The following is a 15,558-nucleotide window of genomic DNA, read 5'->3' as shown; positions in this document are numbered from 1 at the left end:
CCTACTCCCAAAAGAACGGTCCTACGGCTTTAATGCGGGCTAATGCTTCGACATAGAAAAAATCACCGTAGATAAGCGGAACATCTATATTCCGGTCCTCAGGGTAGTTACTTGTACCATGAAGCAGCAACCCTTCCTCGTCCGCATTGTCCCAACTGCCATAATTCTTGTAGAGAGATTCCACTATTCTTATAGCCCCGTTCCGGTACACATGGGACTCCGAATCATCCACCTGGTCGGCTAGCAGCAGCAATCCACTCGCTGCGCAGGAACCAGCGGAGCTATCACGTATCTCGCCGACTTCACCGGGAGCGCGGAAATCCCAATGTGGAACGTGATCATCCGGCAGTCGGGTCAAGAAGAAATGCGCTACCTGCTTGGCTCCATCCAAGTAGCTTTGCTTTCCCGTATGATGATAGGCAAGCGCTAGGCCGTAAATAGCCCAAGCCGTGCCGCGTGACCAAGCCGATTCGGGCGCAAAGCCTTGCCCACCAAGCTTCTCCACCACTTCACCCGTCTCCGGGTTGAATTTGACGATGTGGTACACGGAGCCGTCCGGTCGGATAAAATGCTCCAGCACAGTATCCATATGCGCCTCTGCGATATGACGATAGCGGGGATCACCCGTTGTCTCGGAAGCCCAGAACAACAGGCTGGTGTTCATGCAGCAGTCGATAATAGCAACTCCGCTGTTGTCCTCCCCTTCACTCCATGGATTCCAAGCCCGAATATAATGCCCTTTCAGATTGAAGCGGGCTGCCAGATAGTTGGCCGCCTTTAATGCCCGAATTTGCGACGCTTCGCTACCCGTCAACTTATAATTTGCCACACTGGTAAGAATCCACATGAAGCCTAAATCGTGATCCAGCTTAACGTAGCCGTCCAGTACCTCGTCGAGTCTCTCTTCGCAGCACTCTGCGATCATTTTAAGATTTTCGTCCCCACTTTCAGAATAAAACTGCCAGAGCATTCCCGGCCAGAACCCTGCTGTCCACCAGTTCGGTGCTTCAAGCAAGTATTTACCACCTTGACTCGCGTGTGGAAATTCTGCACCGATCTTTCCACTGTTACATCTTGTCTTTTCAAGTGCCTTGTTCCAAGCATCATCCAGCCAAGTTGGGTTTTCCGTTATATTCATTTCAAACACCGCCTTCTTAGAATGGTTCACTATTTCTTTCATGATTTATATAAATTGAAAGGTGAATACTAATTTCCCTTCAGAACCGGGCTGAAGAGCATGAAAATCTAGCGTATGCCAGACCGTATCCCTGCCAAAATGATCCCGGTACTCACGTGCAGTAATCTCAGGCTCAACGATCTGAACATCATAAGTCACTTCCACTCCGCCTACTCCAGTTCTGGGCAGCAGCACGACACCAGAACGAAGGATCTTCGGACGACGCCAGGTTACGAACCGCTCTGTCCAGCTCACTGACTTACCGTTATACTGGTACTCGTCCATTAACTCCAAGCGAGGATGCTGCCCCTTGTACCAAACCATAGAGCGGATCAGGGATTGAAGCTCTTCCACTTCGTATGCCTGAGACAGCTCCAGCTTCAGTTCATCTTTTTCAACCGCAGCCGACGCGTACAGAACTGTAGCACTATGCTTCCTGCCAGCCAGTTGATACTGGCCGCCGATGATCGGAACCGAATGTCCCTGCGAGCCGTTACAATCATATTGATAACGGCCAGCCCCAAAATATTCAGCCGTATACTCTCCACTGCCGAGATCAGCTGCATAGATTTCGCCTCCACCTGACAGAATGAACTGTCCCAGATCATTATGATTATGAGGTTCAGCGTTATGCCCTCCCTTAGCCGCGAAGCCGAACGAACTTCCTCCGGACTGATAACGCGAGACAAGCCATCCCGCATCAGGAAGATAATAACTGGCGGCTCCCCAATCCTGATCCTGTTTCTCATCGCCGGTCCTTCTCCAGATGAGATTTCGAAAAGCCGGAGCCCAGCGGCTGCAGTGATCCTTAGCGTAAGGAGTGCGAAGCACAGGCGGAGGACATTCTACTTCTGGATAGGTATCAGCTAAATAATGGGACAAGCCCATATGTATGTGAATTCGAGGCTCTGAGTCAGAGAAATTGGCGACAAAATTGCCATCGATGAAAATTTTCTGTTGGAACTGAGCGATACTTCGCACTTTGTCCGTTGCAAACCAGTCTACTCTTCCCTCACTTCTAACCCGGAGAAGATCACTGTAATACGTGAAATAGCCAAATCCGTAGTTCCAGTAACTCAGACCTTCCAGGCAGGCCCCATCATCCCCGAAGCCTTCCAGATAGTAGCTCATGCTGCGCTCTGTCTTCAGCAGGATATTCGTCAGCGCAGCAGGATCATCCAACATCAATAAGGCGGCTGCCCCGATCGACCCTGCGCACACTGCTGCCCAGTTATGACGTGCAGTCTCCCAATCATAAGGACCACATTCAATAAAAGGTCGAAATATTCTCTTTTCTACTTCATGTCTGATTCGGGATCGAAGAAGCAGCGGAAGTCGTTCTCCCAGTAATAGAGAAATTTCGGCAAGGGTAAAAGCGGTCTCCGAGGAGAACAGATCAATAAACTGATCAATATTCTCTGTATTATGATCTGCAGGAAGATGGGCTGGCAGGCACCATGTGTACTCTTCGCATATAGACCATAGGATATTTTCCAGGTTCTCCAGAAGTCTGACATTATCCGGCTCAAGCAAGGTCATAAATACATATGTATTCAGCCTTCTTCTCCGTTCGAAATAGACCCGTTCATATTCCAACCTCGAACCTGTGCGCGCAAAAATTGAAAATAGCGTATCCGTCAGCTCTGATATAGGCTGGCTGTCTAATCTTTGAGCCTCCTCGCGGATTTCGCTGATATCTTCCTTTAATGTCTCGGATGATAAGGCCTGTTTCCAATAAGCATCCGACTCTCCATCAGGATAATACAAGCTCAGATCTGCTGGCTTCATTTCTTGGACAATTCCGAAAAGCTCCTGTCTGTTCATGCTTTTCCCCTCCCTTTGACCGATTAGATCAGATTCCCCTATCTACTTAAGGCATGATCTCTCATAACATCCTCTCCGGCTGCGATTCTTTGTGCTGTCCATTTCAGTTCTGTCCCTGCCCAGAAAGGATCTGAAGGAAGTAACCCCAGAGGAAGAAATACTGAAGCGCATAAATAGAGACTTCCCGTATTGATATAGCTCTCCGCAAGCTCTGGCTGGTAACCATACACCCCCGGACGTAGCCACCCGTCCTCATCCAGCGTCCCTGGAAATCCCATAGTCCGTGTGATTACAGCGGTCAAGGCGCAGCGTACCTGTGCGGGTGATAGCGCATCCTCCAGAAAATGCTGTAGCGCCGCTTGTGATAGCAGCTGAAACGCACCAAAACGGTAAACGATAGAGCGCCCGATAAACGGATACGTTCCGTCCGGCGCAATCATCCGTTCCAGAACAGTTGCGTATCTTTGTGCCCGCTCCAGAATCAATGGCCTCAATACGGAGTATTGCTCCGAGTCCCGTTCAAAAAGTGTAACCACATCCACAAGCATCGGCTGAATGACAAAGCTATTGTAATGATCCCAGTGAAAGTCCTTGCCATCCCCGTAGATACCATCGCCTTTATACCAATCCATGAACATGTGGATCGCATAACCAACACGCATCCGGTCATATTCTGAATCGCCGAGTATATACAAAGCTGCTTCAACCATTGCGCTAAACAGCAGCCAATTGCTCCCGCTGGGTGCAGTCCGGCGTGTTCGCTTTAAAGCTGTTATTAAATTACCTTTGACCCGCTCATTCAGCCGCCCGGCAAGCTGCTTCGGTGCACGCACCAACGCATGAGCGAGGAATGCCGCATCGACCAACGGTTGGCCTTCGGACTTAAAATCCATATAGTCAGGTGATGATGGATCAACAGCAGCATCGATGCATTCCAGCATCAATAGGACATAACGAGCCCTGAGCTCTTCTTCTTCACCCTCCAGCCCTTCAAGCTCTAGCCATGGGGCCATTCCACAGGCCAACCTGGCGAATGCCTCCAAATGCGCAAACTTGCTCCTGTCACTATGAAACTCGGTGGGCAGCCGTTCCTTTAATTTTCTTTGCGACAAAGCGTCAAGTACTGGGTTCCCGATCTGTAGCATCGTATCCAGCCAATATTTGCGGTGTTTCGTACTATTCATACACCATCCACCCTTTCAATTGCGTCTATTCAGCAGATGCAGATCCCTACTACTCATGTTCAGACCAGCTATATACTTGGCTTATTGCGTAATCTTCTTCTATAGTTTAGTGTTGTATTATTGCAATGTCTTTGCGATTAATGATTATTTATTGCGTTTGTTGCTATTAATCTGAAAGGGGTTATCCGGATGAAACATGCCCAGTATTATCAGCCGTTCGAAGGCGACATACTGGCGGGCATCGGCAATTCACCGATCTCACCTACCAAAGATTTTCATATTCATGATCACTTTGAAATCTTCCTATTTTTAGGGGGCACGGTGAACGGATTTGTGGATCAGTACAGCTATCCGCTTCAACGTGGCAATGTGCTCTTATTCAACAATCACGAGATTCATAAAATCATTAATCTATCTCCGGAGCCTTACGAACGATTAACAATTCATTTCAAAGCTCCACTTGTATATCCCTTCTGCACCGCAACCACAAATCTGCTCGCCTGTTTCCAGAACCGTCAGCCCGGAGAGCAGAATCTCGCTCAAATGGATGAAACACTGCTTGCAGAGTACATGACCCTTGCCTATCGCCTGATTGCAATTTTGGAGAATCCTCAATACGGCAGTGAGGTTCTGGCTTTAACTTATCTGATCCAGATTCTGGTCCTCATTAATGAGCTATATAGCCGTACTAGTTCCACCATACCCAGTATTATTTCATCGCATATTCAATCGGCCATGCGCTATATCGATAACCATCTGCATCTGAATCTGTCGCTAGAGCAGATCGCTGGTGAATTAAACATCGATAAATATTATCTTAGTCACCTGTTCAAGCAGCAGACAGGAGGAACGATCTACCGGTACGTCCTGCTTAAAAAAATCGCTTTATCCAAACAGCTCCTATCCTCCGGAAACTCCGTATCCGAAACCTGTTATCTATCCGGCTTCAATGACTATGCCAATTTCATACGTACTTTCAAGAACATCACGGGCATTCCACCTGGAAAATACGGCAAAAAAAGCTGACATTGCCACTTATCGACGACTCGCAATTGTATTAACCCTTCTTTGAACTTATAAAAAAACCTGGCACCCGCTAAATGCAGCTGCCAGGTTCATGGAAGTGCGGCTTACAAATATCCCAGCAGATTGGCGATGACTTGCGCACTTTCGGCACGGGTCATCATCTCTTGCGGTGCGAATTGCATATTGCCGCGTCCTTTTATCAGCCCTGCCTGCTCAGCGAAACTTGCTGATTTCTGTGCCCAGTCATGAATCAGGGAATAATCACTGAACGAGCCTGCTGAAACTTCATTTACCTTGCTGCCTTGTAAATATTCATAAGCCCTAACGATCATTACGGCCATTTCCTCGCGGGTAATGCTGCGGTCCGGTGCGAATGAATCCGAACTACGTCCGAGCACTATGCCCGCTTCGCTTACGGCTGCAACGTACTCTGCATACCAAGCTTTGGAGTCCACATCAATAAACGTTGAATGACTTCCTGCCTCTAAGCCTAGCGCTCTTGCAATCATGGTCGCGAATTGTGCTCTTGTCACTTTCCCTTGCGGGTTAAACTCAGTATCGGAAATACCTTGGATAATATGTTTAGCCGCCATTGTCTTAATAACATCCCTCGCCCAGCTATCCGTACTGACATCCAAGAATGTCTTGTCATATTCTAGGACTGCAAACTGGCTGAAATGCTGTATTTCCGTACTCCATTTTCCATCAGCTAGCATTCCGCCCATAAATTCAAGAGCTCCGTTCCCGGCTATATTGTAGATGCCCAGCAAATTAGGATTGGAATCTGAATCTACTATGAAGGTAAGCGTCAGTGGCTTATCAAAACGGGTTACCGGTACGGCAGTGCCATTCGTACTAATAACTTCCAAACTGAAGTTAATTACATCACTTGCAGCAGATAACTGAACCGAGCCGTTAACAGCTGGGTTATTTATAAGCTGTTCCACGGCAACTCTGGATGCCTTCACGGCCGAGAGTTTGATTCGTGCTCCATCCACTTGACCTCCTGCAGCTTTCTCCTGGATACTCTTTAGCGCTTCTGGGGTCAGTTGGATAGCAAATGTATTCCATACGAGACGCAGCGTGTTCACTCCGATGATATTTGACACTCCCACAGGAAGCAGTACGGAATCAGTAGCTTCTGTGAGCTGAACTGTTATTCCCCCTCCAACCGGAGCCGTGAAATCGTCACTGTTAAGAATCCGCGTGGTCTGCGGCAGCGGTGTTGGTGTTGGCGATACCGTCGGTGCTGTGGTCGACACCGGCCCTGAGGTTACTTCAGGTACAGGTGTTGGTGTAGGATTTGCTGTGGGTTCAACTGTCGGTGTTGGTTCTACCGTTGGTGTTGAAGTCGGCGGTTGCTGTGCTTCTCCCACTGTAACTATTCTTATAACTTCAACAGCCGTATTGCCCGCGGAATCGCTCACATTATAATGATAAATATAAGTGCCTGCTGAAGAGGTATCTAGCGTCTCCGTATGATTCCCATCCTTCGTAATCGTCGCCACAATACGTTCTGTAATATCGCCATCGCGGTTATCCATTGCGGTGGCTCCGGCATCTGTATAGCTTGCGCCATTGTCCAGTTGAACAGATGGTTCTCCAAGCAGTGTAATGACCGGCTTCAGTACATCTGGATCTTCCGATACGATTACTTTTCGGGTGACTTCCGCAGCCGTGTTGCCTGCGGCATCGCTGACATTGTAATGGAAGGTGTAGATATCCGCTTGCGCTGTATCTAACTCCGTCAGACCATACACTTCACTGCTGACCGTTGTATTGATGCGGTCCGTGATATCACCGTCTTGGTCGTCATACGCAGTGGCTCCTGCATCCGTATATTCAGAACCCATCTGCAGATTGACTATGGCTTCACCTATCAAGGTAATCTCCGGCTGCTTCATATCTGGCTCCGGTAGCTTAATCGTTCCGCTGGCCGCAGCTTCTGCCTTCGCCTCGCCCTTGTTCAGTAATACTGTGAAGCTGAAGCTGCCGGCTGTGTCATCATTAGCTTCCTGGAACGAAGATAGGGTGATATCACCCATCGTAACCCCCGTATCACTGAACCCGATTAAACCGTTCATCGTTTGGAGCAGCCAGGTCCGGACTCCATCTTCGCTGTTAGCTGTTTCCTTCTGCACGCTATATGCAGCACCTTCTATAATACTTTTAGCCTCGTTTACAGCCTGCTCATTGACAACGCTGACCCTGTCCTTCGCCACTGCTAAGTAACTAATCACAGATGCCTGACTATTCGTATTGTTTATCGAATATTTCACGACGCCGCTCACCGGCAGCGTAAAGTCATGAGTGATCGTGACGCCATTAGGACCTGCGAGTACACCGGTCTTGACCGTTTCGTTCACTGTCTTCCCTTCAGCATCAGTGTAGCTAAGCGTGATATCCATCGTGCGGTTGCTCATATTCCACCAGTCCCGATGGAACGATGTAATCGTGTACTTTCCTGCGCTCAGAGGGAGGGTGTAGATCAGAGGTGTATTCTTTGTATTCGAGCTGTAGACACCTGTCTGAGTTTTATCCGTGATAACCACGGCACCGCCAAGCCCTTTGAGATTATAATTTGCCCCTGTATTGATATGACCCCACACAGCGCCTGTTGATAGTTGATCCGCGGTGCTATTCAGAAGGCTGTCGCCCACGAAATTCTTGATCACCGTATAGGGTGGTGTGACGACATCCGCCGAAACACCGACATCCAAAAAGTACACGAGACCTTCTGGCACTACTTCCACATTAGCAGTGGTTTTTAGATTGCCATAAGTGCCGGTTACAGTTACTCTTTCATAGGGTGTGTTGAAGCTGACCGCGTCTAAATTCCACTTCACAGACACCTGCAATTTGGATCCATCTTCTCGGGTAGCCTCCAACTTATCTGGAAGATTCGGCAATTTCCCGACATAAGTGGCAATATCCTGAGGAGCAGCAAGCTCCCGTATATCCCCTGTTGTCAATTGGTTCTGGGCAGAGATCAGACGTACCGCGAGTTGCACAGCTCCTTCCTGATCCAGTCTGAAATCAGCAGCATTATCTAGTGCTTCTTGGGCGGTGTTCTGTGCGGCTGCAAAAAGCTGCCAGTCTCTATCCGAATATTCATCCCGTTTGGTAACTTCTTTCGCTGCTATTACCGCTGATTGAAGAGCAGCTGTATCCACAGCACCCTTTACTTCACCGGAAACAACCGCTACCGCGTCCACAACCAAAGTACCGCTTAATACCTTTATCTGAACGTTATGCTGTCCATATTTAAGTCCGCGAAGCGTATACGTTTGGTAGAGTTCTTTAGAGGCCATCGTATCGGCTGACAGTGTGACAATTTCATCATCAACAGTCACTTCTAACTTAGCCGATCCATTATTCGGTCCCAGAATATCTAACCCGGTGCCTTCAAAAGAATATTCCATCGTAGCAGCTGCACCTTGACTGGTAGATAGGGAACGCTGATAAATATACATGCCAGCCCCGTTTTGATGACTCCACAAACCGCCGTATTTTAATTTAGGGTTTGGTGTAGCAGCCAGATCATACATTTCAAGATTATCCAGTAATTCGGAATAGTATGGCGTATAGCCGTCAATCGTCTCGACCTTCAGATTATCGAAACGAACATGATAATATCCACTGGCTAAATCTACCCGACCAGACAATTCAGGGTTCGGATCAGTATAAGAAGCCAGTTTCACATCGTCCAAATAGGCAGTCACTTTATCACCTGCAACCTGAATGGCAATGTTATGCCAGGCATCATGTGCGGTATTAAATCCATCCAGCTTTACTCCACCGGAACCGCTCACTACATTGCCACTCGCTACTGCGCTATTATTGACCAGCAGCTGCCAACCTCCGTCAAACCAGAACTTCAGTACATAAGGTGTGCCGTTTATAGTGTGAGAGCTGCCGCCTCCTTGATACCGTGCGCCAATCGCAGCATAATTAGCTCCGCCCTGCGTACTGTTCGTCTCGAACGAAACATCTACACTTGCCTTGTAATTCGTCCACCGGTTATCACCGATAGCCGTTACGGGATCTCCACCGTTCCAAGTACCACCCAGCCCCATAATTTCCGTATCCAGCTGTTGGCGCAGAACATAGTTGTCAGACCCGTCCGGAAGATACGCCTCAAATGCACCGTTGCGGTCGTGCGTATACCGTGGTATCACACTTTTGGAACCGCCGCGGGATTCTATATAACTTTGGGTGCCAGCATTCTGCCCACCTGCCCCGATCTTCACAACGGATTGATTAGAGTAGTCAAAATCATCGGCATACAGGATATTGTCCGCTGTATTTTGAATCTTCCCTGTGGAGTCGGTATCAAGCACGATGCGGTCGCCTTCTACAGGTAACGGTGTTTGATACGCCTCATTGTCCTTGTTCTTCAGAGTGGTCACAGTCAATGTCGAATATGGTTTGACATGAATGGTATAAACCCCACTGCCATCAACAGCGACATCCCCGAGATATTTCATATAATTGCTGTTGAAAGCTTCGCCCGCGTCTGCTGCACGAGTCTCCCATACTTCCAATGAGGGATTACCCACAAAGTTCATATTTACCGTCTGAAGCTTATAGGTTTTGGCATATTCGCTATCGTTCACGATAACGGTTGAAAAATCGCTTCTGTCAGGTGAAGCAAGCGTCATATAGCTAGGAGAACCGTTGCGACCGCTAACAGGGTTGGTGCCTGTTGCTCCCGTGGAGCTAGCCTTAGGAACTGCTCTCCAAATCCCTGCCGTATTATCCTCGTTCTCCCAGCCCACATTGGCGAACCAGCTGTAATGCTGCAGAGCAACAAGACCTGCATCATAATGAATCCATCCCGACCACGGATCACGTGCGCTAAGTAGTTCCTTAAACGAATATTGTCCACCTTCGTAGAAGGAGCCGATGGCCGGCTGATAAATAAAGTGCGTCCGGCGGGAATTGACGAATCCTTTAATAATCGTATTGCTCATCTCCAGTGGACTGCCAACACCGCCGATGCCGGTTCCTTCCACTGTAGGGTCCTTCACATTATTGTTGGGACGGAAGGCAGAGTTACTGAAGGTGGACTGCGCCTCACTGTTCCATACTTCAATATCATATTGTTCTGCGAGCTTTTTGAAATTGCCTGCGCTGTCGTCGTCAGTGTTATAGTGATATCCGGCGATCGGAGCCGCATCCCTTAGAGAAGCGTCGCTTACCATACTGCCGCCAAATGAACCAATCCCTACTTCATCAGAGATCACAACTTTGATCTGGTTATAGAGCGCTTGCTCTACTGGGCTTGCAAAACCTTCGCTATCTGTTTTAACACGCTCAGCGTACTGTTTGGTCCAGGTCAAATCCGGCGTATGCTCGTTGATATGGGGATTGACGTAGTCGACCATATAGCCATACTCACGGTAAGCAGCAAGAATTGTATCTTTATACCAGGTATAGATTTTATCGTTGTTGCTTGCCCAGGCCGGAGCATTCCATCGCAGGATGCTGACCTTGAGATCCGGATTCGTAGCCTTGGCGTCAGCCGCAAGCTGGAATCCGGGATGCCTAGTGACATTGGCTTCTTCATCGGCCGTACGCATAGTAGCCGGGTCCGGGCCGGTAGAGTTGTTACGGTCATTGCCCATCTCTATTTTCACATGCGTCATGATGGGATGCTCTCCACTGAACAGAATCCGCAACATTTCTGCGTAAGCTTCCGGATGCTCAGCCTTATAATCCATCAACAGGGCACTGGTGCTGTTGGCACTTAGTACGCCAAATCCCTTGAACGTTAGGCCGTTGACATTGTCCGCTTTAATATCGTTGCCGTCGAGTAGAACCTTGACCATGGAAGCTGCGTTCTGCCGAGCATCTTCGATCTCTTTTTGAATCCCGCCCTTGGCAACGGCGAACCAGCTCAAGATTGGCTTCTCACCGGAAACATAGGCATAGGTCAATGTCATAGGGCTACTAGCGTCGATATCACCGGGAATAGTGAATTCGCCGGAAATAAGCGGAGTCACATTAGTATTGAATTGTGCAAACGAGATCGTCTTTGTTGCACCATTTGTATCCTTATATTCGATCTGAGGCTGTATTACTCGAGTGCGGCTGCCATACCAATCATGGAAACCACTACTGAGTGTATAGGTTCCAGCTTCTGGAGCCATTAATTTATATACAATATGATTGCTAGTAGGGTCGGCACGAAGTCCTACTGTCCATATGGATGGATCAGTTGCAGGATCGGTAAGTCCTCCGTCTTTGGAGTTCTTCACCTTGTTTATGGAATCATCAAATCCCCAGGCAGTCGTTCCGCTGATATATTTCTGATCTGGTGACTGGTTGAGCAACGCGCTACCGGACAGCGTATTGACTGCTTCGTACAGTGGCGAAGAAGTAGGACCATTACCTACGGAATCGCCCCCTCTGCCGCTATCCACAAAGTAAACCAATGGATTCCTTGAAGGTGGAATAACTTCTACATTGGCAACAACCGGCCCACCATTCGCTGTACCCGTGACTGTCACTGTGTCATAAGGAACGGCAAAGGTATCTTCACCTATATTCCATTTCACAGTCGCAGACTGGCCTCCAATGTCAATGCTAGCAGGCAAAGTAGTGTCAGCAGATGTCTTCGCCCCCATAAAGGCGGCTGCGAAAATAGTATCCACCGTAGCCGCAGATACAGATGGCATATGGAGTGCCGGAAACATTCCAACTACAAGCGCAGTGGTCATCATCATTGAGAATAGCTTTTTTCTAACGGAGTGTTTTCTGCTCATTCTTTAATCCTCCTTTTGCTATAAATGGTCTCTCGGCATGTTTCATGCTTGATTTGACTTTATCGCCCAGCAAACAAAGAAAGCGCATTCATTTCATTGATAAGCTAAAAAAAAACTGGCAGCATGCGAAAACTGCAACTGCCAGGTTCAAACCTGTCTAGCCTTTAATACCAGATGCTGCGACGCCTTGAACGAAGTACTTCTGAAGTGCCAAGAAAACAATCACAACCGGAATAATGGAAACCACACTTGCAGCCATTATCAGACCGTACTCGGCAGAATATTGCGAAATGAACATTCGTAGTCCAATTTGAATGGTCTTGAGTTTCGTATCCGTCAAATAAATCATCGGCCCCAAGAAGTCATTCCAAGTGGCAACAAAGGTAAAAATCGTCAAGGTGGACAAAGCCGGCTTGGATAATGGCAGCATGATTCTCGCCCAAATCCCATATTCGCTCAAGCCATCGATTCGGGCCGCCTCGCATAATTCATCTGGGACACCCTGATAGAACTGGCGCATCAGAAATACTCCGAAAGCCGAGAATGCCTGCAATAGAATGATTGCCAGATGGGTATTGTTAAGTCCCATGTAACGCATCAAGATAAATTGCGGCACCATATATGCCTGCCAAGGTATCGCGATCGTAGCGATATATCCAAGGAATAAAACTTTTTTCCCTCTGAATTGCAGTTTGGAGAATGCATACGCAGCAAAACTTGAAGTCAATAGCTGCAAAATCGTTACGATAATTGATAATTTCGCCGTGTTATAAATGAAGCGGTCCAGTGGAATACGGGTCCAGATATCCACGAAATTTCCCCAGCGCGGATTCGCCGGAATCCATTGCATCGGGAATGAGAACACATCCTTGTTCAGCTTGAGCGAAGAAGACAACATCCATATATATGGAACAAGCATACAGAGCACCGTAGCAAACAACAAAATATACACTAGCACCATCGTGCCGATTCTAATTCCTTTATTTGTACCCACCATATCTTTTGAATCCTCCTATTGTCCGTATTTCTTCTCGCCGCGGAACTGGACGATGGTGATGCCAAGTACCAGCAGAAACAATACAATGGCCATGGCGCTGGCATATCCGTAATCAAGCGAACGGAACGCCGTATTGTAGATTTGATAAACCATAACCCTTGTAGAATCGTTCAACTGGTTATCAGCGCCGGCAAATAGGTTGATAAAAATATCGTAGACTTTGAACGAATTGATGACTAGAATCATCAGCACAAAGAAGGATGTAGGCGCCAGTTGAGGGACCGTCACATTGCGGAATCTTCTCCAGGCGTTAGCACCATCAAGCTCAGCAGCCTCATACAACTCAGGGTTGATCCCCTGTAGACCTGCCAAGTAAATGACCATATAATAACCCATGTTTTTCCACACAGTGAACAGTATTACTGTGAACATTGCCCAGTGTTTATCCGCCGCCCAGCGGGGAAGATCCTCCAGTGGGATACCGGTAAGAGTATGCAAAATATTGTTGATCGGCCCCATCGTAGGGCTAAAGATAAAGTTCCATACGGCAGCAACGGCTACCAAGGATGCCACATATGGGAAAAAGAATACGGTTCTCATGAAATTGCGGGCCATGATCTTCTGATTAAGCAAAATCGCCAGCGCCAGTGCAACAATCATGGTGAACGGTACTACGCCAATAGTGTAAACAATGGTATTCCATAATGCTTTATGAAATGTTGTATCTTTAATAAGCCGGGTGAAATTGTCCAATCCGATATATTTCATTGGATTGGCCCCATCCCATTTCACAAAAGCTAGGATAAAGGCGAAAAACATGGGTACTAGTGTAAACACGGCAAATCCGATAAAGTTCGGCGCAATGAAGCTGTACGCTACCAGGTTTTCCCGGACACCTTTTGACAAATGACGTTTAGGGATTTTTTTTGTATCCAATATGGTTTCGTTCTGCATTCTTTCTCCTCCAAACCTTTCTATAAAAGGCGGGCTTTCACCCGCCCTTAGAATTCACCAACTCTCTTCAGGTTAATTGTTCAAGAGCTGCTGTACGCGCGTATTCATATCCTTCAAACCTTCGTCGATCGAAGAGTTTTTGGTCATAATGTTATCGTGGGATTCGTTCAGGATTACTTCAATGTCCGCACTCTTTTCATGCATTGGCATTTCCAAATATGTCTGAACCGTAGTCAGTGCCGCCTTACTGTTCTCATCCGTAGGGAAACCGTCAATGGATGTAATGGAACTGATAACTTCATCGTTCTTAATCGCTGGAATGGTTCCGGTGGAAGCAATGACCGTAGCACCTTCTTCACCAGTCACAAAGTTCATGAAATCAAGTGCCGCTTCTTTATTTTTGGATTTCTGATTTACAGCCAGGGAAGTAATTGTACCCAGTGTTGTACCGGCTTCCACACCATCCGGGTGAGGATATTTCACAATTCCCCAGTTGGTCGATTGAGACTCGCCACTCTTCACCTTTTCAATTTGAGTCGCTATAAACCAGCTGCCCATGTTCATCATCGCAACGGAATTGTTGTAGAACACACCGGAATAATGCGTGCTTGAAGTCTTTAGTGTGGCGTAATCCATAACGATACCATCTTCCTGTTCTTTCAAGATCCGTTCATAGGTTGGCTTCAGGAAATCGTAGTTTCCACCGACAACGTTGTTCTTACCGTCAAGAATACCGAACAATTGAACCGCGCTCCGCCAAGTATGATAATGGGCTCCGTATACTTTTTCAGAACCGCTGCCCGAGGTCATTTTTCTAGCAAGTTCATCATATTGGTCGAATGTCATATCATTACTTGGATACGCCACCCCCGCTTTATCGAACAAGTTCTTATTATAGTAGACAACCCAGAAATCACTCCGAAAAGGAAGCGCATACACTTCATCGTTCACTTCGATCTGTTCTACAGTACCGCCATAGACGGATGGATCAATGTTTTTGTCTCCCATGAATCCCTTGAGCGGCTCCAAGTGATTTTGTTTCACAAGGTTTGAGTATCCAGGAATATCCTTAATCGTAAGAACATCCAGATCTGCACCACCGGACAACTGTGTACTTAGCATTGTCATATAGTCAGTGGAACCAAGATCGACATATTCGATCGTTACATTCGGATGCTCAGCTTTATAGGCATCGATCAACGGCTGATAGTATGCTGTGGCTTCCCAATCCCACAATGCCCATTTCAAGGTCACAGGGTCCTGTTTCGGTTCAGCGGAAGCGTTTGCAGTATTGCCCGTTTCTGGAGCAGCTGTTGCAGCACTGCCTTCGTTGTTGTTATTACCGGAACATCCGGCTAGCGCACTTAGGGAGAGTATTGTGGCAAAAGTCATGCCATAGAATCTTTTCAATTTCATATAAAAATCCCCTTTTCCTTCTGATTGTTTACACTGATCGGCTCATCCGATCTATTTCAAAGTTTAAGACTTTCCCATCTAGAATGGCATGTATTTTCAAACTCAGTTCATTCACTTTTCTTTGTTCTTCTCTTCCTCCTTGCTTCAAACCTGTAAAATCCTATTTAAAACATGTAATTTTCTCAGCTCCTCTGCCGTCCACTGTATGGAATC

At 47.4% G+C, this 15,558-nt stretch carries 8 protein-coding genes; 1 reads left to right on the top strand and 7 read right to left on the bottom strand.

The annotated features are described in order from the left end of the window. Window position 1: 1 nt before the first annotated feature. The 3 genes from MKY99_RS10600 to MKY99_RS10590 are packed head-to-tail and all read right to left on the bottom strand — an operon-like array spanning window position 2 to window position 4,185. Window positions 2-1,138, bottom strand: coding sequence for a glycoside hydrolase family 88 protein (locus tag MKY99_RS10600; protein ID WP_339270359.1), 1,137 nt, complete (start codon window positions 1,136-1,138; stop codon window positions 2-4). A 45-nt stretch (window positions 1,139-1,183) separates the two neighbouring features. Further along, window positions 1,184-3,001, bottom strand: coding sequence for a heparinase II/III family protein (locus tag MKY99_RS10595; RefSeq protein ID WP_339270357.1), 1,818 nt, complete (start codon window positions 2,999-3,001; stop codon window positions 1,184-1,186). 38 nt (window positions 3,002-3,039) lie between these two features. Further along, window positions 3,040-4,185: a DUF2264 domain-containing protein gene (locus tag MKY99_RS10590; protein ID WP_339247062.1), complete on the bottom strand. Its 1,146-nt coding sequence runs from the start codon at window positions 4,183-4,185 to the stop codon at window positions 3,040-3,042. Between the two features lie 189 nt (window positions 4,186-4,374). On the opposite strand from MKY99_RS10590, the gene MKY99_RS10585 reads away from it, so the two are divergent. Next, window positions 4,375-5,211 (top strand): AraC family transcriptional regulator, encoded by an 837-nt coding sequence (locus tag MKY99_RS10585; protein ID WP_052404241.1) that lies wholly within the window; start codon window positions 4,375-4,377, stop codon window positions 5,209-5,211. Between the two features lie 104 nt (window positions 5,212-5,315). On the opposite strand, the gene MKY99_RS10580 is transcribed toward MKY99_RS10585, so the two are convergent. The 4 genes from MKY99_RS10580 to MKY99_RS10565 form a co-directional block, all read right to left on the bottom strand. Further along, window positions 5,316-11,978, bottom strand: coding sequence for an S-layer homology domain-containing protein (locus MKY99_RS10580; RefSeq protein WP_339270356.1), 6,663 nt, complete (start codon window positions 11,976-11,978; stop codon window positions 5,316-5,318). 157 nt (window positions 11,979-12,135) lie between these two features. Then, window positions 12,136-12,975, bottom strand: a complete 840-nt coding sequence (locus MKY99_RS10575; protein ID WP_339270354.1) for a carbohydrate ABC transporter permease — start codon at window positions 12,973-12,975, stop codon at window positions 12,136-12,138. A gap of 15 nt (window positions 12,976-12,990) precedes the next feature. Next, on the bottom strand, window positions 12,991-13,929 hold the full coding sequence (locus tag MKY99_RS10570; RefSeq protein WP_076283100.1) for a sugar ABC transporter permease: 939 nt from the start codon (window positions 13,927-13,929) through the stop codon (window positions 12,991-12,993). Window positions 13,930-14,001: 72 nt separating this feature from the next. Beyond that, window positions 14,002-15,345 (bottom strand): sugar ABC transporter substrate-binding protein, encoded by a 1,344-nt coding sequence (locus MKY99_RS10565; protein ID WP_339270352.1) that lies wholly within the window; start codon window positions 15,343-15,345, stop codon window positions 14,002-14,004. Between the last annotated feature and the right edge of the window lie 213 nt (window positions 15,346-15,558).

The organism is Paenibacillus sp. FSL R5-0470 (genome assembly GCF_037975205.1).
GTDB lineage: Bacteria > Bacillota > Bacilli > Paenibacillales > Paenibacillaceae > Paenibacillus_AQ.
The sequence above is the reverse complement of the archived record's forward strand: the minus strand, read 5'-3'. Positions and strand labels throughout refer to the sequence as shown.